At 51.8% G+C, this 19296-nt stretch carries 16 protein-coding genes; 9 read left to right on the top strand and 7 right to left on the bottom strand.

Annotated elements, in window-relative coordinates; genetic code table 11:
* A partial coding sequence (locus GTPT_RS04105) for an Ig-like domain-containing protein (RefSeq protein ID WP_038010939.1) occupies positions 1 to 989 on the bottom strand: 989 nt, incomplete at its 3' end.
* Positions 990 to 1509: 520 nt separating this feature from the next.
* On the opposite strand from GTPT_RS04105, the gene GTPT_RS04100 reads away from it, so the two are divergent.
* From GTPT_RS04100 to rluF, 3 genes are all read left to right on the top strand, one after another.
* Positions 1510 to 2940 (top strand): TolC family outer membrane protein, encoded by a 1431-nt coding sequence (locus tag GTPT_RS04100; RefSeq protein WP_025902129.1) that lies wholly within the window; start codon positions 1510 to 1512, stop codon positions 2938 to 2940.
* Positions 2941 to 3326: 386 nt separating this feature from the next.
* Positions 3327 to 3878: a tetratricopeptide repeat protein gene (locus GTPT_RS16680; protein WP_025902128.1), complete on the top strand. Its 552-nt coding sequence runs from the start codon at positions 3327 to 3329 to the stop codon at positions 3876 to 3878.
* Positions 3879 to 4027: 149 nt separating this feature from the next.
* The gene (rluF, locus tag GTPT_RS04090; RefSeq protein WP_025902127.1) at positions 4028 to 4936 is read left to right on the top strand and encodes a 23S rRNA pseudouridine(2604) synthase RluF; all 909 of its coding nucleotides are present in this window, start codon (positions 4028 to 4030) and stop codon (positions 4934 to 4936) included.
* Between the two features lie 230 nt (positions 4937 to 5166).
* On the opposite strand, the gene metE is transcribed toward rluF, so the two are convergent.
* A complete protein-coding gene (gene metE / locus GTPT_RS04085) occupies positions 5167 to 7437 on the bottom strand; it encodes a 5-methyltetrahydropteroyltriglutamate--homocysteine S-methyltransferase (RefSeq protein WP_025902126.1) in 2271 nt (756 codons plus the stop codon).
* 212 nt (positions 7438 to 7649) lie between these two features.
* Between metE and metR the strand changes: the two genes are divergently transcribed.
* Both metR and glpT read left to right on the top strand, forming a co-directional pair.
* Complete coding sequence (metR, locus tag GTPT_RS04080) at positions 7650 to 8585, top strand: HTH-type transcriptional regulator MetR (protein ID WP_025902125.1); 936 nt, start codon at positions 7650 to 7652, stop codon at positions 8583 to 8585.
* Positions 8586 to 8812: 227 nt separating this feature from the next.
* The gene (glpT, locus tag GTPT_RS04075) at positions 8813 to 10159 is read left to right on the top strand and encodes a glycerol-3-phosphate transporter (RefSeq protein ID WP_025902124.1); all 1347 of its coding nucleotides are present in this window, start codon (positions 8813 to 8815) and stop codon (positions 10157 to 10159) included.
* Between the two features lie 61 nt (positions 10160 to 10220).
* Here the strand turns inward: glpT and yigL are convergent, their stop codons facing one another.
* Positions 10221 to 11021, bottom strand: coding sequence for a sugar/pyridoxal phosphate phosphatase YigL (yigL, locus tag GTPT_RS04070; protein WP_025902123.1), 801 nt, complete (start codon positions 11019 to 11021; stop codon positions 10221 to 10223).
* A gap of 20 nt (positions 11022 to 11041) precedes the next feature.
* Complete coding sequence (pldB, locus tag GTPT_RS04065) at positions 11042 to 12082, bottom strand: lysophospholipase L2 (protein WP_025902122.1); 1041 nt, start codon at positions 12080 to 12082, stop codon at positions 11042 to 11044.
* 111 nt (positions 12083 to 12193) lie between these two features.
* Between pldB and rhtB the strand changes: the two genes are divergently transcribed.
* A complete protein-coding gene (rhtB, locus tag GTPT_RS04060; protein WP_025902121.1) occupies positions 12194 to 12817 on the top strand; it encodes a homoserine/homoserine lactone efflux protein in 624 nt (207 codons plus the stop codon).
* 40 nt (positions 12818 to 12857) lie between these two features.
* Here rhtB and rhtC read toward each other — a convergent pair whose 3' ends face one another.
* The 3 genes from rhtC to pldA are packed head-to-tail and all read right to left on the bottom strand — an operon-like array spanning position 12858 to position 16246.
* Positions 12858 to 13487, bottom strand: a complete 630-nt coding sequence (gene rhtC / locus GTPT_RS04055) for a threonine export protein RhtC (RefSeq protein ID WP_025902120.1) — start codon at positions 13485 to 13487, stop codon at positions 12858 to 12860.
* A 36-nt stretch (positions 13488 to 13523) separates the two neighbouring features.
* On the bottom strand, positions 13524 to 15347 hold the full coding sequence (recQ, locus tag GTPT_RS04050; RefSeq protein ID WP_025902119.1) for an ATP-dependent DNA helicase RecQ: 1824 nt from the start codon (positions 15345 to 15347) through the stop codon (positions 13524 to 13526).
* Between the two features lie 20 nt (positions 15348 to 15367).
* Positions 15368 to 16246, bottom strand: a complete 879-nt coding sequence (pldA, locus tag GTPT_RS04045; protein ID WP_025902118.1) for a phospholipase A — start codon at positions 16244 to 16246, stop codon at positions 15368 to 15370.
* Positions 16247 to 16407: 161 nt separating this feature from the next.
* Between pldA and GTPT_RS04040 the strand changes: the two genes are divergently transcribed.
* The 3 genes from GTPT_RS04040 (at position 16408) to GTPT_RS04030 (ending at position 19259) form a co-directional block, all read left to right on the top strand.
* Positions 16408 to 16878, top strand: coding sequence for a thioesterase family protein (locus GTPT_RS04040; protein WP_029991706.1), 471 nt, complete (start codon positions 16408 to 16410; stop codon positions 16876 to 16878).
* Between the two features lie 125 nt (positions 16879 to 17003).
* Entirely contained in the window at positions 17004 to 17720 is a 717-nt protein-coding gene (gene aphA, locus GTPT_RS04035) for an acid phosphatase AphA (RefSeq protein ID WP_025902116.1), read from the top strand.
* 312 nt (positions 17721 to 18032) lie between these two features.
* Positions 18033 to 19259 (top strand): MFS transporter, encoded by a 1227-nt coding sequence (locus GTPT_RS04030; protein WP_029991707.1) that lies wholly within the window; start codon positions 18033 to 18035, stop codon positions 19257 to 19259.
* The last annotated feature ends 37 nt before the right edge of the window (positions 19260 to 19296 follow it).

Here is a 19296-nt window from a genome sequence, read left to right as displayed (position 1 = left end):
GCTGAAGAGGAGGTATGTCCGTCAGTGATCGTATAGGTCGCGGCCGGCACTTTCCCGGTATAACCGTTCACCGGGGTAAAGGTGTACTTACCGTCACTGCTGATGGTCAGGGTGCCCACACCGCTGATCGTCGCGGTTTCACCGGCTTTCACCGTGTGGCCGTCCACAGTAAACTGCGTCACCTTAACAGGATCACTCTCTTTATCCGTGTCATTGGTCAGTACATTACCGCTCACCGGGGTATTTTCTTTCGTAACAGCCATATCATCAACCGCACCGACATGTACGGTGACCGGAATCTTCACCGGGACAGTCGCCCCATTAGCATCGCGTACTAACACGGTGAATGCGTCCTGCCCGGAGAAACCCGAAGCCGGAGTGAAGGTATAGCTGCCATCGTTATGCAGTTCAACGGTTCCGTGCGAAGGCTTAATTTCCAGCGTATATTTAATCGCAGCAGAGTCCGGATCCTGAACCGTTATTCTCCCGCCAACAGCGGTACCTTTATTGGTTGATAACGGCTCTGCACTGGCTGTAAGTGGCGTTGAGGAATGTCCGCTGCTACTGCTTTGATCATTGTGTCCATGACCGCCAGCAAGCAAGGCAGCAAGGCCCAGTAAACCCGCTCCGGCAAGGCCCGCAAAAATAGGCAAACCATCATGCCATTCAATCTCGGTGAAGGTAAATGCGGACCAGGGCGAAGTGTATTGCCCCCACCAATAAACACCTGCCCCATCTTCAAGAATTAATTCATTACGGTGTGAGTCATTCTCATGGACAAAAAAGTTCTTAATGACAACACGATGTCCGTCGTTAATTACAATTGTTAAATCATTCCCATGTCGTTCAAATGACCTAACAGTTGCAGGATCAATATGCAATTTAACTACCGATGATCCTGACAGCACCAGATTATCAATATTAACATTTTTTGATAATCCATCAGTTTTGTTGATTACAACTGCTGTTGAAAGAGATAAGTTTTTCATAATTATATAATTACTTCGCTATTCAGAAAGAATATAACGCGCAGGATGATATCACTGAGCAATTGTTAAGATAAATTACATATAGATTAGGCAAGCTTGGCATAATATACAACACTCTTAACATAAAAGACCTGGCCAATTGATAGCTGTTTACTATTGTTATTGATGGTTTTATAGGTATAACGTAGGTAATTTATAGCAATGAGGGGTTTAATTATCACAAATAGAACAAAATTATAACAATTAAAGCACGCACAGAATTCAGGGTAAATAATTGCTCCGGCAACCTCTGCACTAACCGCCGGATAAAATTACGTATTTTTTTTAAGTAATAAGGATAATATTCTGAACATTACAGAGGTGCAGGCACCCTCTGGTAACGAAAAGATATTGCGTATAATAAGGTACTTATGCCCTGATTTTACTTTAATAAAACGCCCATTTATTCCATCGTGAAAATTTATTAGTTTGTGAATAGAATCAAACAAAGCTGTGCTTAATTAATAATAGGTATAAATCAATGAAATCAAGTAAGCACCTGATTTTAAAAGTTCTGTCTCCTCTTTTCCTGATAACAACGGTGACCTTATTTAAGGTTCAGGCAGATACTGTTGCCACTGCCGGAGATATCAATACTCAGGCCCTTGAAGATCAACAATCGTTACCCGACCTCAGCAATACAATTACCAATACTCTCCCGCCGCCGTCATCCGGTATCCCGGATATGAATGATGCCGTTCAGCAGGCAGAACAATGGCACCCGGCTATCGGTCAGGCTGTCGGAAAACTGTTCCAACAGGCGGCAAAAGTGGATCAGGCAAAGTCGAAGTACTACCCTCAGGTCAGCGCGGGAATGAATAACGGTTATTCCAACAGCTACGTCAATGCAGGCTATTCGCCATCGCTGGTGCTGTCGGTTTCACAGATGCTTTATGATTTCGGGAAAGTGTCGAGTTCAGTGAGAGCCGCTGATGCCGGGTTAGCCCAGCAACAGGCCAATGTTATGGTCAGTGTCGATCAGGTCGCTCATGATACGGCCAGTGCAGTCGTTCAGGTCCAGGGCTATCAGAAACTGGTCACCATTGCACAGCAACAGCTCTCCGCGTTACAGCATATCGGGACGCTCATCCAGCAACGTAATACCGCCGGGGCGAGTTCGTTATCTGATGTAGTGCAAACCAATACCCGTATTGAAGGAGCCAGAGCTACCCTGATGCAATATCAGTCCGCTTTGCAGCGCTGGCTGGCGACACTCGCAACGGATATGGGGACAGGTCCGGTGAGTCAGGTCTCTGATAACCTGCCCTCTGCGCTGACTCATGCCTGTGATGTCCGGAAGATTGATTACCGGGAAATCCCTTCCGTTCTTGCAGCTTATGCACAAAGAAATCAGGCTCAGGCGGATCTGGATAATGCCAATGCCCAGATGAGACCGACGTTATCCCTGGAACCGCAGGTGACACACTATCTGAATAACAACTATTCAGATAGCCGGGACCTGAATAAAACACAGTATTCGGCCTGGGTTAAACTCGAAATGCCGTTGTATCAGGGGGGAGGTCTTACTGCCAGCCGTGATGCTGCGATACAAACACTTGAGTCTGCGCGCGCAGGTATACGCCTGGCACAACTGGAAGCCGACCAGAAACTCACGGAATCTCAGGAGCAGGCCCTGAACCTTTATCAGACATTAAGTGTCCAGGAAAGGCAGGAAACCTTAGGTGAAAAAACTCGTGATCTGTATGAACAGCAATACTTACAGCTAGGGACCCGACCGCTTCTCGACCTGCTGAATGTAGAGCAGGAAATTTACCAGGCGAAATTTACCCGTGAGCAAACACTGGCACAACTGCACTCATTGCAGCTGGACTGCCTCTACAGTACCGGAAAAATGCGCAGTGCTTTCGCGCTAAATAACCGGAAAATACAGGGTATCGTCATCAGGCCATAATGGCCGGTAGCGCTGTATTAAAGGAATTTTCCGGCATGGACGTCCGGGGGACATGTCAGCCTGAACACCATAGGTTGTCAGAACCAATGCGTGCTCACCCCGGCCATACGCCGGAAACGTCCATGAAGACCCTTATCTGCCGGATCTCGTCTCCCTTCACGGGTAACGATCACGGCATTTCTCCAGTGACCGGAGCGGCGGACAGCACTACCCGCCGTCTGTGTTCCCTCAGGCATTTGCCTGCGATAAGTCATTGTCTGAAATTCAGACAGACGCTGAATACATGCTTTCGGGCGAGAGGATAAACTGAGAAGGTATCAGACACGGCTCCCTGCCCCTGTGAAAAACACAGGGCTTCTTTCTACAGGCATGGACAGGAACGTTTTATGAAGAAAACCCTTACGCTCTGCATTGCAGTGATCACGCTTAATCTGACCGGGTGCAGTACTGTGGGGCACTTTTTCGGAGGGCTCTGGCCCCGCGGGCATGAAAGTTTGCAGGACCGTCAGTCTGAAAAGATCCTTCAGTCGCACATTCAGCAGTGTGAACAGGGAAAAGTGGCGGAAGATTGTATCCGGGCGGGCTCAATTTATGAGTTACGCGGTGGTGACAATGATGCCCGCGCAATGGACTTCTACCGAAAAGCCCTGGCCCTGAACTCTCCCGAAGCTCCGCAGGCCATTGGCCATCTGTACGAAAATGGCTATGGCGTAACGCAAAGTTATCGCGAAGCGCACCGCTGGTATGAAAAAGGCGCACAGGCCGGAGATGGTAATGCCATGCTCTATCTGGCAAATATGTACCGTTTCGGTCGTGGCGTGGACAGGAATAGCCGTAAAGCATTGCAGTATGCCCGCCAGGGATGTAAAAAAGGCAATATTCTGGCTTGCGCCACACAAAAAGAACTGCAAAAAACGGTCAGAAAAAACCCGGCCTGAGAGGTGTGGCCACGCCGGAACACACAACTTTTTATGGCCTGACGGTAGCCTGTCGCAGTCAGACAGGCGGGTGATCCCTCTTTCGTATGCGATCTCCTGTTTTAAGCACCGGCAGGCTAAGGTATAGTCCGCTTTTTTTCGGAGAATTCATGCTGTCCAACTCATCCATTCGCCTGAATAAATATATCAGCGAGAGCGGTATTTGCTCACGCCGCGACGCCGACCGCTATATTGAACAGGGAAATGTTTTTATTAACGGTAAACGTGCCGCTGTGGGTGCACAGGTATATGCCGGCGATGTGGTCAAAGTGAATGGTCAGTTGATCGAACCCCGTGATGAAGAAGACCTGGTCCTGATTGCGCTGAATAAGCCGGTAGGGATCATCAGTACAACGGAAGAAAACGAAAAAGATAATATTGTTGATTTCGTCAACCACAGTAAACGTGTCTTCCCGATAGGTCGTCTGGATAAAGACTCTCAGGGGCTGATTTTTCTGACCAACCACGGCGACCTGGTGAATAAGATCTTACGGGCCGGTAACGATCACGAAAAAGAGTATGTGGTGACGGTAAATAAGCCCGTGACCGACGAATTTATTCGCGGCATGGCGGCCGGCGTACCCATGCTGGGTACCGTGACGAAGAAGTGTAAAGTCACCAGAGAAGCCCCGATGGTATTTCGCATCACCCTGGTACAAGGGCTGAATCGTCAGATCCGCAGGATGTGTAAGCATTTTGGCTATGAGGTCACCAAACTCGAACGTACCCGGATTATGAACGTCAGCCTGAAAGGGCTGCCGCAGGGGGAATGGCGTGACCTGACCGATGATGAGCTGGTGGACTTATTCAGGCTGCTTGAAAACTCGTCTTCTCTGGCTCCGGTCGAGCAGAAAAACCGAAGTAAATCTAAAGCCACGCCGGCAAAAAAACCGGCGACCGGCGCAGCAGGTACCGTCAAAAGACCCGCAACTGCCGGGCCCGGTGCCGCAAAAACAGCCGGGAATACCGCGTCCCGTAAACGTTTTACGCAGCCGGGACGAAAAAAGAAAGGTCGCTGACAGACCTGCTATCCCCGACTGAGGTTCCCCTCACTGGTGGTTTACGCTTCCCGACGGGCACAGTTTCTGTGCCCGGAATGGCTGATCCCTGCCCGACCGGGAACGCCATACCGGGTTACCGTCCCCTGTTCATCGGCAGGTCTCCGGAATAACCTGCCGTTTTACGGACAAAAAAAGGGGCACAGAAACTGTGCCCCAAAACGTTCAACACCAGATTATAACTTCTTTACTCAGGCAGATTCGCCACGCAGATTTTTCGCTGCTTCAACCATGTTAGCCAGTGCCTGACGGGTTTCAGGCCAGCCACGGGTTTTCAGACCACAGTCCGGGTTAACCCACAGACGTTCTACCGGAACACGTTGTGCTGCTTTGCGTAACAGGTTCTCCATGTACGCCACATCAGGGACGTTCGGTGAGTGAATATCGTAAACACCCGGACCGATTTCATTCGGATATTCGAACTCTTTGAAGGACTCCAGCAGTTCCATATCTGAACGTGACGTTTCAATCGTGATAACGTCCGCATCCAGGGCTGCAATCGAATCCATGATGTCGTTGAACTCGCAGTAACACATGTGAGTGTGGATCTGAGTATCATCCTGCGCTACCGCAGCATTCAGACGGAAGGCATCAACAGCCCACTCAAGATACGCCGCCCAGTCAGACTGATGCAGAGGCAGACCTTCACGCAGTGCCGGTTCATCAATCTGGATGATACCGATACCGGCTTTTTCCAGATCTTCCACTTCGTCGCGTAAGGCTAATGCAATCTGCTTAGCAATCACTTCACGGCTTACATCTTCACGCGGGAATGACCAGCACAGGATAGTCACAGGGCCTGTCAGCATGCCTTTCACTGGCTTATCGGTCAGCGACTGTGCATATTTAGCCCACTCTACAGTGATAGCTTCCGGACGGCTGATATCACCGATGATGACCGGCGGTTTCACACAACGTGAACCGTAGCTCTGTACCCAGCCGTTCTGAGTAAAGACGAAACCGTCCAGGTGCTCACCGAAATATTCCACCATGTCGTTACGTTCGGCTTCACCGTGAACCAGAACATCCAGACCCAGACGTTCCTGTTCAACAACCGCCTGTTTGATATGTTCGGCGATACCGGTGCGGTAATTGTTACCGTCCAGGCGACCCTGTTTAAAGTCCAGACGCAGACCACGGATCTCAGTCGTCTGAGGGAATGAACCGATAGTAGTGGTTGGCCATGCCGGCAGATTGAAACGTTCACGCTGTGCTTTCGCACGGGTTTGATAGTCGTGCTGACGCAGGCTGTCTTTCGCGGTAATCGACTTCAGACGATTACCCACCGCGCTGTTATGGACACGTGAAGAGTTTTCACGGGCACGGATCGGCGCGCTCCAGCTTTCCAGCGAAGCCGGATCGTTGTTATTCAGCGCAGTGCTCAGCAGCGACAGCTCACCACATTTTTGCAGGGCGAATGAGAACCAGCTTTTCACTTCCTCATCCAGACGGGTTTCGGTGCTCAGGTCAATCGGGCTGTGCAGCAGTGAACAGGATGTACCAATCCACAGATTTTTGCGCTGTGCAACCAGAGGCTGCAGACGTTCAAACCAGCGGCTCAGGTCAGCACGCCAGACATTACGTCCGTTAATCACACCGACAGACAGTAACCACGCTTCCGGTAATTGTGCATTCAGTGCCTGGATATCGTCACGACCGTGAACCAGGTCAACATGCAGGCCCTGAACTGCCAGCTCGCGGATAACAGACAGGTTCTGGCCGATGCTGTCAAAATAGGTGGTTAGCAGCAGTTTGGTTTGTCCCTGCAGCGCATCGTAAGCCGGTTTGAAGGCTGCCAGCCATTCTGCAGGCAGTTCCAGTGACAGTGCAGGTTCATCAATCTGTACCCACTCAACGCCACGTTTTGCAAGCTCAGCCAGCACCTGCTTATAGACAGGCAGGATGTCGTTCAGCAGAGATAAACGGTCAAACTGCTCACCTTTGACTTTACCCAGCCACAGGTAGGTCACAGGGCCCAGCAGTACCGGTTTAACGTTATGACCCAGCGCCTGTGCTTCATCAACTTCGTCCAGCAGCTGCGTCCATGCCAGTTTGAATGACTGACCTTTGGTGAATTCCGGCACCATGTAGTGATAGTTGGTGTTAAACCATTTTGTCATTTCCGCAGCAGCAGCAGGTTCACCGGTCGGTGCACGGCCACGACCAATGCGGAATAAGGTATCCAGATCGACAGAACCGTCTGCATTACGGTGACGTGCAGGCACGTTACCCAGCAGCAGGCTGGTGGTCAGCACATGGTCATACCATGCAAAGTCACCGACAGGAACAATATCAACACCGGCGTCTTTCTGCTGCTGCCAGTGGCGGGCACGCAGTTCACGGCCGGTTTCCAGTAAGTCCTGCTGGCTGGATTTACCCGCCCAGTAACTTTCCTGCGCTTTTTTCAGTTCGCGCTGCAGTCCGACGCGTGGAAATCCGAGAGTGTGGTTCTGAATCGTCATGGTATTCAATTCCTGTCAGTTAAAGGCTTTTAGGGACATCTGTCTCAATCCTGGCGTTTCCGGCAAGGCAGAAAAGTGTTGCCTGCCAGTACATTCGGAGCTCTGAGAATGTTTTTCAGATGTTTAGCCGTCCAGATGTTTACACATCTATAATCAGCAGGTACTGTAATATCCACAAGCGCAAATTATTCAACTTCACATGAAGGTATCTCATGATCGAGATTAAGCACCTGAAAACATTGCAGGCTCTCAGGACGACTGGCTCACTGGCAGGTGCCGCAGCACAATTACATCAGACGCAGTCAGCACTGTCTCATCAGTTCAGTGACCTGGAACAACGTCTTGGCTTTCGGTTATTTGTCCGTAAAAGTCAGCCACTACGCTTTACCCCGCAGGGTGAAATCCTGTTACAGCTGGCGGAGCAGGTACTGCCTCAAATTCAGCAGGCACTACAGGCATGCCACGAACCTCACCAGGCCACTTTACGTATCGCTATTGAATGCCACAGCTGTATCCAGTGGCTGACTCCGGCGCTGGATAGCTTTCGCAGCAACTGGCCTCAGGTCGTCGTGGATTTTAAATCCGGCGTGACCTTTGATCCTCAGCCTGCACTGCAGCAGGGAGAGCTGGATATTGTACTGACTTCAGATATCCTGCCCCGCAGCGGATTACACTACTCCCCGTTATTCGACTTTGAAGTCAGACTGGTGATGGCGCCGGATCACCCTCTGGCCGCAAAGGCAGTGATTACCCCGGAAGATCTGGCGGATGAGACGCTGTTAATTTACCCGGTGCAGCGTCAGCGTATGGATATCTGGCGTCATTTTCTGCAACCGGCCGGGGTCAGTCCGTCGCTGAAAAGCGTGGATAACACCCTGCTGCTGATCCAGATGGTTGCCGCCAGGATGGGCATTGCCGCCCTGCCCCACTGGGTGGTTGAGAGTTTTGAACGCCAGCAATTGATCGTCACCCGCACGCCGGGCGAGGGGCTGTGGAGCCGTTTATACGCAGCCGTCCGCGACGGCGAGCAGCGCCAGCCGGTGATTGATGCCTTTATCCGTTCATCCCGTCAGCATGCCTGCGAGCAACTGCCTTTTGTCCGGGATGCCTCCTTTCCGGCCCCTGCGAAAAATAGCGCAGAAAAGTAATCTTCCAGATCAGATCGCCCGGGATCCCCCGCCGGGCGACCCTATCCCCCTTGTCACGGAAATAAAAAAATACACTTAGACATAAATGTTTAACATTTGTGCGCCATGTCAACGTAATTTTTGCCATAAAAGTTAACGTATGCCCGCTTTATTCCGCCTGTTACACGTACCCGCTACCCTCGGCCGTGACAACCAGGCGGGCCAACTTCACCGCGGGAGAACCCTTAATGCTCAGCTTTTTCAAACCAGCCCCCCATATTCCAGCGGTCACAGCGGAACAAACCGACCCGCTGTACCGCCGTTTACGCTGGCAGATTTTCTTCGGGATATTCTTCGGGTATGCCGCCTATTACCTGGTACGCAAAAATTTTACTCTGGCCATGCCGTATCTGATCGAGCAAGGGTTCTCCCGCGGTGACCTCGGGTTTGCCCTGTCAGGGATCTCCATCGCCTATGGTATTTCTAAATTTATTATGGGGTCAGTCTCTGACCGCTCTAATCCCCGTGTTTTTCTCCCTGCCGGGTTAATTCTGGCTGCCGTCGTCATGCTGATCATGGGGTTTGTTCCCCTGGCGACCTCCGGAATTGCCATCATGTTTATCTTATTGTTCCTCTGTGGCTGGTTTCAGGGAATGGGCTGGCCTCCCTGTGGCCGGACAATGGTGCATTGGTGGTCAAGGAAAGAGAGGGGAAGTATTGTCTCGGTCTGGAATTGCGCGCATAACGTCGGCGGAGGTCTGCCGCCGTTACTTTTCCTGCTGGGTATGGCCTGGTTCAATGACTGGAAAGCCTCGCTTTATATGCCGGCAATTGCTGCGATCCTGGTGGCAATTGTCGCCTTTTTACTGATGCGTGATACCCCGCAATCCTGTGGTCTGCCGCCGGTGGAAGTGTATAAAAATGACTATCCGCCGGATTACAATGAAACACATGAAGCCGAACTGACCACCCGACAGATCTTTATGCAATATATTCTGCCGAATAAATTGCTGTGGTCTATCGCGCTGGCGAACGTGTTTATCTACCTGCTGCGGTACGGCATTCTGGACTGGTCTCCGACCTACCTGAAAGAGGTCAAACACTTCACGCTGGATAAGTCCTCATGGGCTTACTTCTTTTATGAATATGCGGGCATTCCGGGCACTCTGCTCTGTGGCTGGATGTCTGATAAGGTCTTCAGAGGGAATCGCGGATTAACCGGCGTCTTTTTTATGGTTCTGGTGACAGTGGCCACCGTCGTTTACTGGCTTAACCCGCCGGGGAACCCGGCCATCGATATGGCCTGTATGGTGGTTATCGGGTTTTTAATCTATGGTCCGGTCATGCTTATCGGTCTGCATGCCCTTGAACTGACCCCGAAAAAAGCCGCCGGAACCGCTGCCGGTTTTACCGGGTTATTTGGTTACCTGGGCGGGTCTGTTGCCGCCAGTGCCATCGTCGGTTATACCGTCGACTTTTTTGGCTGGGATGGCGGTTTTATTGTCATGATCGCCGGCTGTGTACTCGCCGTACTGTTACTGATACTGACAACGGTCAGTGAGAAAAAACACAAACAGCAACTCAGCCATTCCTGACCACGGGACCGTCAGTACCTCACCGGAGTTACAGTGGCCGGTGAGGTCTGTAGTGCCAGACTTACACGCTAAAGAGTTTTTGCAGATAATGCGGCACGGCATCGTCCGCATTACTACCGATGATTTCCAGCGCCGGTAAGACATCAATCAGGCGCTGATGGGCATTACTCATAATGCAGCCTTTACCCGCCATGCTCAGCATCTCTTTATCGTTCATCCCGTCGCCGAAAGCGATACAGTCCTGTAAAGTCATCCCCAGACGCCGCGCAACTTCATCCAGCGCATGGCCTTTTGATACCCCTCCGGCCATCACCTCCAGACAGGTCGGTAAGGAGAAACTCACATTGACGCGGTCACCCCAGCGGGCAGCAATGGCCTGTTCAAGCACAGTCAGCGCTTCATGATCATCACTGGTGAAAAAGACTTTACTGATCCCGTCGGTGTCGAGCCCCCCCGGCTGATAGAGCTGATACCTGAAGCCGGATTCCCGCACATAGGCACTCTCTTTTTCGCTGTCACGGCTGAGGTACCATTCATCATTACGGTAAACCTGCGTCAGAATCGTCTCTGAAGAGTATTGCAGCTCATACAGGTCGCGGGCGATATCCTGATCGAGGTTATAGGCAAAGATCAGATTGCCTGCGGTATCATGAACCCTCGCCCCGTTTGACGTGATCATATAAGCATCAATATCCAGTTTATTCCGCATCCGCGCGACATCGATATGATGCCTTCCGGTCGCAAATACAAAATTTATGCCCTGACGGGTCAGTTTTTGAAGAATTTCATGGGTGTAATCAGAGAGCGAATGATCGGGGGAAAGCAGCGTTCCATCCAGGTCGGAGGCGACGATGTGATACATGAAAACCTCTTTTTTTAGCATCAGGCCGGAATATCCGGAGGTAATTGAGTGAAAGCTGAGTGTTCAGATGACCTGAAAAGGTCAAAATAACGGACAACAAAATCAAGAGCCCGGGCGCGCATGTCGTCTTTTTCAAATAATATTTCATGGCGGGCTCCCGAAATAATTTGCGGAGCGTCCCCTTCACACGGGGATCCCGCCTGCCGTCGGGCTGCACAGAAGTCATTCTGCGCCTGGTTTTCTACCACCAGGTCCTCTTCTGCCTGCAGTATAAGCATTGGCGTCGTGATCAGGGCCGCATCGCGCAGGATTTCACGACCGGCATTGATACTTTCTCTTACCCAGTGAGCCGTAGGCCCGCCCACCTGCAACGCCGGGAGATCGGCATAAAACCGTAAATTACGCTGGTAGCGAACACGGCTGTGCGTCAGTGTATTCACTGCAAACGGCGCGGCATGCCAGCGGCCGGTTCCCAGGGCAAAGCCTTCCCGTAATCCCGCCCGGGTCTCTGTCCAGTTAAGGATACGTTCTGCCATCCACTCCGGCATCGGCAGGACAATACCAAACATTGGTGCCACTAAGGCGACAGCATCAAACAGCTCAGGCTGCCGGCGCAGTAACAATGTCAGAATAGCGCCCCCCATGGAATGTGCCAGCGCAAACTTTTGCTGATAATGACTACCGGAAAGCTCTGTTTCACAGAGCGTTTCTAAATCGTCCACATAATCTGAAAAATTCTCTACGTGGCCGGGATGCGGATCTTCCAGCATTCTGTCGGAAAGGCCCTGCCCGCGGTGGTCGATAATGAAAACATCATAGCCACACTGAAAGAGATCATAGGCAACTTCAGGATATTTGATGTAACTTTCGATTCGTCCCGGGGCAATAAGAACCGCCCGCCGGTGGTTCGGTGACGTAAAACTGACATAACGTATATTCAGTGAATCCTTACCCCGGAAGGATTTTTCCTGACGACGACGCCAGAAATGGAGTAAGGGGCCGTTTACAAACGCCGAAAACTCTTTTTCACGGTGCAACCAGCGTTGCGTATGCTGTTTCATGACTCTTCCTTCGGCGTTTTCACATCACTTTCAAACAACTCAATGACGGTATCGTCGCCTGAGATTATAACGTATTCTAACGATCTTCTGCTGATGAATGGAGCGATATCAATGACCCTTGAATGGTGGATCACTTACCTGTTGACCACTACCCTGCTGAGCCTTTCCCCGGGGTCCGGTGCCATCAACACCATGAGTACCGGGATAAGCCACGGCTACAAAAAAACACAGATTGCGATTGCCGGACTACAGAGCGGGCTGGCTGTTCACATTATCCTGGTCGGGGTCGGGCTGGGGGCACTGTTTTCACACTCCACGCTGGCGTTTGCGATCCTTAAATGGGCCGGTGCCGCTTATCTTATCTGGCTCGGGATCCAGCAGTGGAGAACCAAAGGGGCGATTGATCTGAATGCGGTGGCGAAAGTCACGTCCAAAGGCAAAGTGTACAAACGCGCTCTGCTGGTAAACCTGACAAATCCTAAAAGTATTATTTTCCTGGCGGCCCTGTTTCCACAGTTTATTTTACCGCACCAGCCACTGATCCTTCAGTACCTGGTGCTGGGCGTAACCACCATTACGGTCGATATTCTGGTGATGCAGGGGTATGCCCTGCTGGCGACGCGGATTGCCCGCTGGATCAAAGGTCCCCGCCAGATGCAGTTACTTAACCGTATCTTTGGCAGTATTTTTATTGCTATCGGGGTCGTTCTGGCATCCGCCCGGCGCGGTATCTGAGTGTATGACCGGGCCTGCCGGTGAAGCAGGCCCGGAACAGTTAACGGGTCAGTATCAGGTGCAGGCCGAATGCGGTGAACAGTACGCCACCTACACCATCCAGCCATTTTCCCATCTGTTGATATTTACGGCGCATCCACGGTAAAGCAAACACCGTCGCCACCAGTAAAAACCAGCCCAGCGTTTCCAGCAGGATCAGGGCATAAATTCCCCCCCGTTGTAATGCACTGGCATCCTCACCGACAAACAGTGAAAAGACGCTCCCGAAATAGATAACCACTTTCGGGTTAGACAGATTAGTCAGTAACCCGCGCAGGAAGGTTTTCCCCTGCCGTGCCGCGACCGGTGGCTCAGCCGGAACGTCTGAGGCCGGTTGCTTATGCTGACGTCGTGCGGAGCGTAAGAGCTGCCAGCCCATCCAGATCAGGTATAAACCGCCGCCAGCCATAATCAGTTTGTGCAGCCAGGCCATCTTTTCCAGCAACAGATTTAAGCCCAGTAAGGCAACCGCTGCCCAGATAGCCACCCCCATTGTCACGCCCAGTACCCCCATCAGGGCCTCCCGGTGAGAACGGGTCACCGCGGCCCGGGAAATAAAAAAGAAATCCGGCCCCGGGCTCATCAGCGCAAGTAATTGCACCACCGCCAGGGTAAGAAACGACATCAGCATGCCGGTCACTCCTGAAATAGTAGATAGGTAAAAAAATTAATGTTCGCTGAGATGCTGTTTAATCATCTGCATAAACGGCCGGCCAAAGCGTTCAAGTTTACGTTGCCCGATACCGTTCACACTCAGCATTTCTGAGGACGTCACCGGCAGTAACTCGGTCATTTCAATCAGCGTCGCGTCGTTGAACACCACATACGGAGGAACGCTCTCTTCATCGGCGATGGTTTTGCGCAATTTCCTGAGTTTGGCAAACAACTTGCGATCGTAATTTCCGCCCGGGACCCGGCTCGTGCCTGGTCTCGGTTTAGCCACCATCATGCGCGGTACGGCCAGCATAAGCGCAGCCTCACCCCGTAATACCGGCCGGGCAGCTTCGGTCAGCTGCAGGGCCGAATGCTGGCTGATATTCTGGGTCACCAGACCCAGATGGATCAATTGGCGTAATACACTCACCCAGTGCTCATGGGAGTGTTCACGACCAATGCCATACACCGGCAGTTTGTCATGCCCCTGCTCTTTAATACGCTGGTTTGCCGCTCCGCGGATCACTTCAACGATATAGCCCATCCCGAAACGTTGTCCGGCACGATAAATAGCCGATAGCGCTTTCTGAGCATCCACCAGCCCGTCATACCGGCGCGGAGGATCCAGGCAGATATCGCAGTTATTGCAGGGCTGCTGCCGTCCTTCATCAAAATAGTTAAGCAGCACCAGACGACGGCAGGTTTGTGCTTCGGCAAATGCGCCCATGGCATTAAGTTTATGCCTTTCGATATCCTGCATCGCCCCGGGAGGCTTTTCATCCAGACAACGCCGTAACCAGGCCATATCCGCCGGGTCATAGAGCATCATCGCTTCTGCCGGCAACCCGTCCCTGCCGGCACGCCCGGTTTCCTGATAATAGGATTCGATATTCCGCGGGATATCAAAATGCACCACAAACCGGACATTCGGTTTATTGATCCCCATCCCGAACGCGACCGTCGCGACCACAACCTGCAGGTCATCACGCTGAAAGGCTTCCTGAATATGCGCCCGTTGCCGGGGTTCAAGTCCCGCATGATAGGCACCGGCGCTGATCCCGCGACTTTGCAAACGGGCAGCGGTGTCCTCAACCTTCGCACGACTGTTACAGTAGATGATGCCACTTTTTCCGCGTTGCTCCTGCACATAGCGCAGCAACTGCTCGGTAGGTTTATATTTTTCCAGCAGGGTATAGCGGATATTCGGACGATCAAAACTGCTGATCTGTACCAGCGGATCATCAAGCTGTAATTGCCGGAGAATATCATGGCGGGTGGCGTTGTCTGCCGTGGCCGTTAAGGCCATGATCCGCAGGCCGGGAAAACGCTGACGCAGACCGCCGATCGCACCATACTCCGGACGGAAGTCATGCCCCCACTGGGAGATACAGTGCGCCTCATCGACCGCCAGCATCGCCGGTTGCCACTGTGACATCGCATCAAGAAAGCTTTCCATCATCAGTCGTTCCGGCGCGACATAGAGCAGCTTTATCCGCCCCTGCCGGCAGTCAGCATAAATCTGCTGCTGTTCTTCCCGGGTCTGGGATGAGTTCAGGCTGGCCGCCATTACCCCGTTGGCCAGTAACTGGTCGACCTGATCTTTCATCAGTGATATCAGCGGCGAGACCACCAGAGTCAGACCTTCGCTGACCAGCGCGGGGACCTGATAACAGAGGGATTTCCCACCCCCAGTGGGCATGATCACCAGGCAATCCCGCCCGGCGAGCGCCGCATGGATAATCGCTTCCTGCCCCGGACGGAATTGCTGGTAACCAAAGATATCCCGCAGGACTTGCTGTGCCTGTTCCTGCGCCGGAATGACTGCCGATGTTGTCACAAATGTCCTGCACTCATTAATCAGAATAAATCGTTTAACGTGAAGCCGATACCCACCCGGGTCTGACGGTAATTGTAATCAATCAGGGATTCCCCATAACCACTGAACACCTGGGTATAAAAACGCACATGGCTGGTCAGCGGGTAACTCCAGCCGAACAATGCACCACCGTAGCCGGAATTCCAGTTATAGGTACCCTCAATACTGAAGATACTGTCGCCCAGCATATACCCCAGTTTTGCGCGGTAATAGCCCATATATTTAGTAATATCCGGATTGTCGTCACTGTTCACACTTTCCGGGATACGGTACCAGGGCTTAATCTCGGCAATCATATTACCATTTTTTGCCATCAAACGGGCATATACCCGGTTCCAGCTTCGGGACGTCGGGTCACTGCGGCCGTTAGACTGGTGGTTGAAGCCCGTCTCCACATCGCGCAATGTCCACCCCCCTAACTGATAGTCCGTCGCCCATCCCACAAAGAGTTGCGGTTCATAGTTCGTTTCACGGAAGGGGGATGATTCCCGGGCGTTCGAGATCTGCCACCAGGAGCGTTGCGTATAAGACATCGCCAGTACGGAGTTGTCGCCGGCAATCCCACGCCAGATAGGGAACGCCAGGCTAAGCTGGAATTTTAATTCATCTTTTTTTGCTTTATCTGCCCAGCTGTAGCTGGATATGGCAGAGGTATTCATATTACTGGTATCGGTATAGATCACATAATTGCTCTCATACGGATACAGTAAAAAGGCATTGTCATGCTTTTCGAGCAGATTCGCGATGATACTGCCGCGTACCGCCGAACTGTCATGAACATCCTGGATTGTCGCTTCATCGGCCTGTGCCAGCACAGGACATAACAGGGCAACCGCGGCCCAGACAGAAAATAAACGCATACACTTCACCCTACGGTCAAAAAACAACAAAAATGGCGCTATCACAGATAAAAAAACCGCAAAAATGGCCACAAATCTTCACCTGGAAAGGTGTACGGGAACAGCATAATATGTGAATTAATGCAAAACTGCTCAGATGAATTTTCAGCCACAGGTAAAACATGACTCTTCGTTATCTGACTCAGCACCAGGCACGTCTGCTGGTGAGTGACATTTTCGTCAACAGTATGCCTTTTAATCAGGCGCTGGGACTGAAACTTCAGCACCTGGACGAACAACAGGCTACCCTGGTGTTACCCAATAGATCGTCACTGACCGGCAATACTCTGCAAAAAATAGTGCATGGCGGAGTCATTGCGTCTGTACTGGACGTCGCCGCAGGCCTGGTATGTGTCAACTATGCACTGACCCGACAGGACATGATAAGCGAAGAGGAACTCAGGCAACGTCTGTCAAGAATGGGGGCGATCGATTTACGCGTCGATTACCTGCGTCCGGGCCGGGGCGACATCTTTACCGCGACCGCACAACTGCTGCATGCCGGCAATAAGGTGGCCGTCAGCCGGGCTGAGTTACATAATCAGGATCAGGAATATATTGCGACCGCGACAGTCTCTTATCTGATTGGCTAACGCTGATACTTTGCTTAAGAGCCCCGTCATAAAATCAGGAAAAAATATTTTACAGTCCGCCGGTTAAAATGGTATCAGAGATATCCATCTTATTGATGAATTTAACAATATCAGGATTTCTGTTTATGAATACTGCTAAACGTTTGCTGGCGCTGGGTGTTTTTTCTCTGGCCATCACAGGTCCCTTCGCGCAGGCGACAGAAGCCCCCGCCCCCGCGCTTTATCAGGGCGTAAATGTTGCTCAACTGGCACACCAGCAACCCGTTCATTGGGTGTCTGTCGCACAGATAGAAAACAGTCTGAGCGGACAACCACCGATAGCCGTCGGTTTCGATATTGATGATACCCTGCTCTACTCTACTCCCGGCTTTTATCGCGGACAGCAGATGTTTTCTCCGGGCAGTGATGCTTACCTGAACAATCCGCAGTTCTGGCAGAAAATGAATAATGGCTGGGATGACTTCAGTATTCCGAAGCAGGTCGCCAGGCAACTGATCGCCATGCACCTGAAGCGCGGGGATCATATTTACTTTATTACGGCCCGTACTCCGACCAAAACCGAGACCGTCAGCCGGACCATCCAGCAGGACTTTAGTATTCCTGACAGTGCCATGAATAAGGTTATCTTCAGTGGCTTCCGGGCGGGACAGAACACGAAAGTGAGCTGGATTAAACAAAAAAATATCCGGATTTTCTACGGAGATGCCGACAGTGACATCACCGCAGCCCGCGACGCCGGGGCCCGGGGTATCCGCGTATTACGTGCCGCCAACTCTTCGTATCAGCCCCTGCCTGAAGCCGGGGACCTCGGTGAAGAGGTGATTGTCGACTCCCAGTATTAACCACCCGCCGGTCGGGCCGTCTGCTGACGGCGGCCTTACCGCCTGCGACTTCTGCGTTTTCCGTCCCCATAAGAAAAAACTCTGCTTTCCTCCGGCGTGGCCTGCGGCTGTCTGAATGGCTCCCGCGATGCACCATGGAGGGTCATCACTAACGGTTCTTCCGGCCTGCAGACTGCCCTTCGAAGGCGCGTCCGCACAAGGCTGGTGCTATGATTTTCCGTCACCCCAGTGGTCAGAATTAATCACTTGTTGCTCTCCGGCATGCAACAGAATATGCCTGAATCAACTGTGTTCACCACTGGGGAAAGACTGATGAAGACCGGAAAAATGCTCAATCAACCGACGTTTGCTTTTATCCTGCTTTACCTCGGATTTATGATTTCCTATGTTGACCGTAGTGCAATATCCCTTTCACTGGTCCATATCGGTAAAGACTTTCATATGGGGCCGGCGGAACTGGGTATCGTACTTAGTGTGTTTTACCTCGGGTACACCCTAATGCAAATTCCGGGCGGATGGTTATCTGACCGGTTTGGCAGTAAGTTCGTCATTATTATTTCCATCGGCCTTTGGTCCCTGTTTACGGTGCTCACCGGTTTTGCCTGGTCACTGACATCGCTGCTGGTGATCCGCTTTCTGTTTGGCCTGGGTGAAGGCGGGTATCCGTCCTCTGCCATGAAAGGGATTGCCGAGTTGTACCCGCGTAAAGCCCGTCCGAAAATGACCGGCCTGCTGATTTCCTCTAACTATGTCGGCAGCTTTGTTGCCCCGCTGATCATTGCACCGTTAATCCTCGGGTTAGGCTGGCGGGATGCCTTTTTCAGTATCGGTATTGCCGGGATTGTTTTTGCGTTGTTCTACGGATTGCTTATCCCCCGTACCGGTGGTGACAGCACAGAGAAGCGGCCAAAAATTACCCGGGAAGGTGTCGCCGAACTAATGCGTATGCCGTTTCTGTGGAAAATCATGCTGATCTGGTTCTGTCTGAGTATGGTCAATAAAGGCCTGGATGCCTGGATGCCCATCTACCTGATGAAAGCCCGTGGTCTGGACTTAAAAACCGTCGGCTTTTTACTCCCTCTGCCTTTTATCGCGGCCAGTATCGCCTCCGCACTCGGCGGCTGGGTCATGACCCGCTGGTTTGAGGGGAAAGAAAAAGTGATGCTGATCCTGAGCTGTCTGCTGACTGGTGTCTTTGTTTACGGTATGTATCAGGCGCATACCACCACAGAAGTCATGGTGTATCAGACCATTGCTTATTTCTTTAAATCGTTTGTCTTCTCCGTGGCTTTTGCTCTGCCGGCAAAAATACTGGCACAGCGGCTGGTCGGCACCGGTATCGGCATCATTAACTTTGGCGGGCAGGCCGCCGGATTTGTTTCACCGCTGGCTATCGGGTTGATTATTTCCGTAACCCACAGCTACCCGTCGGCGTTCCTTTTCCTGCTGGCCTCCATTGCGGTGGCGGTACTGATCAGCCTGACATTCAGTGCCACGAAAAGTCGTGACATTCCGCTGACGCAGGCCCGTAAGGCCTGAGTGACTGATAGCGGAACGATTATTTGCCGATACCGAT

Origin of the sequence: Tatumella ptyseos ATCC 33301, assembly GCF_000735525.1 — a bacterium.
GTDB lineage: Bacteria > Pseudomonadota > Gammaproteobacteria > Enterobacterales > Enterobacteriaceae > Tatumella > Tatumella ptyseos.
This window is presented reverse-complemented; position numbering and strand designations above follow the sequence as displayed.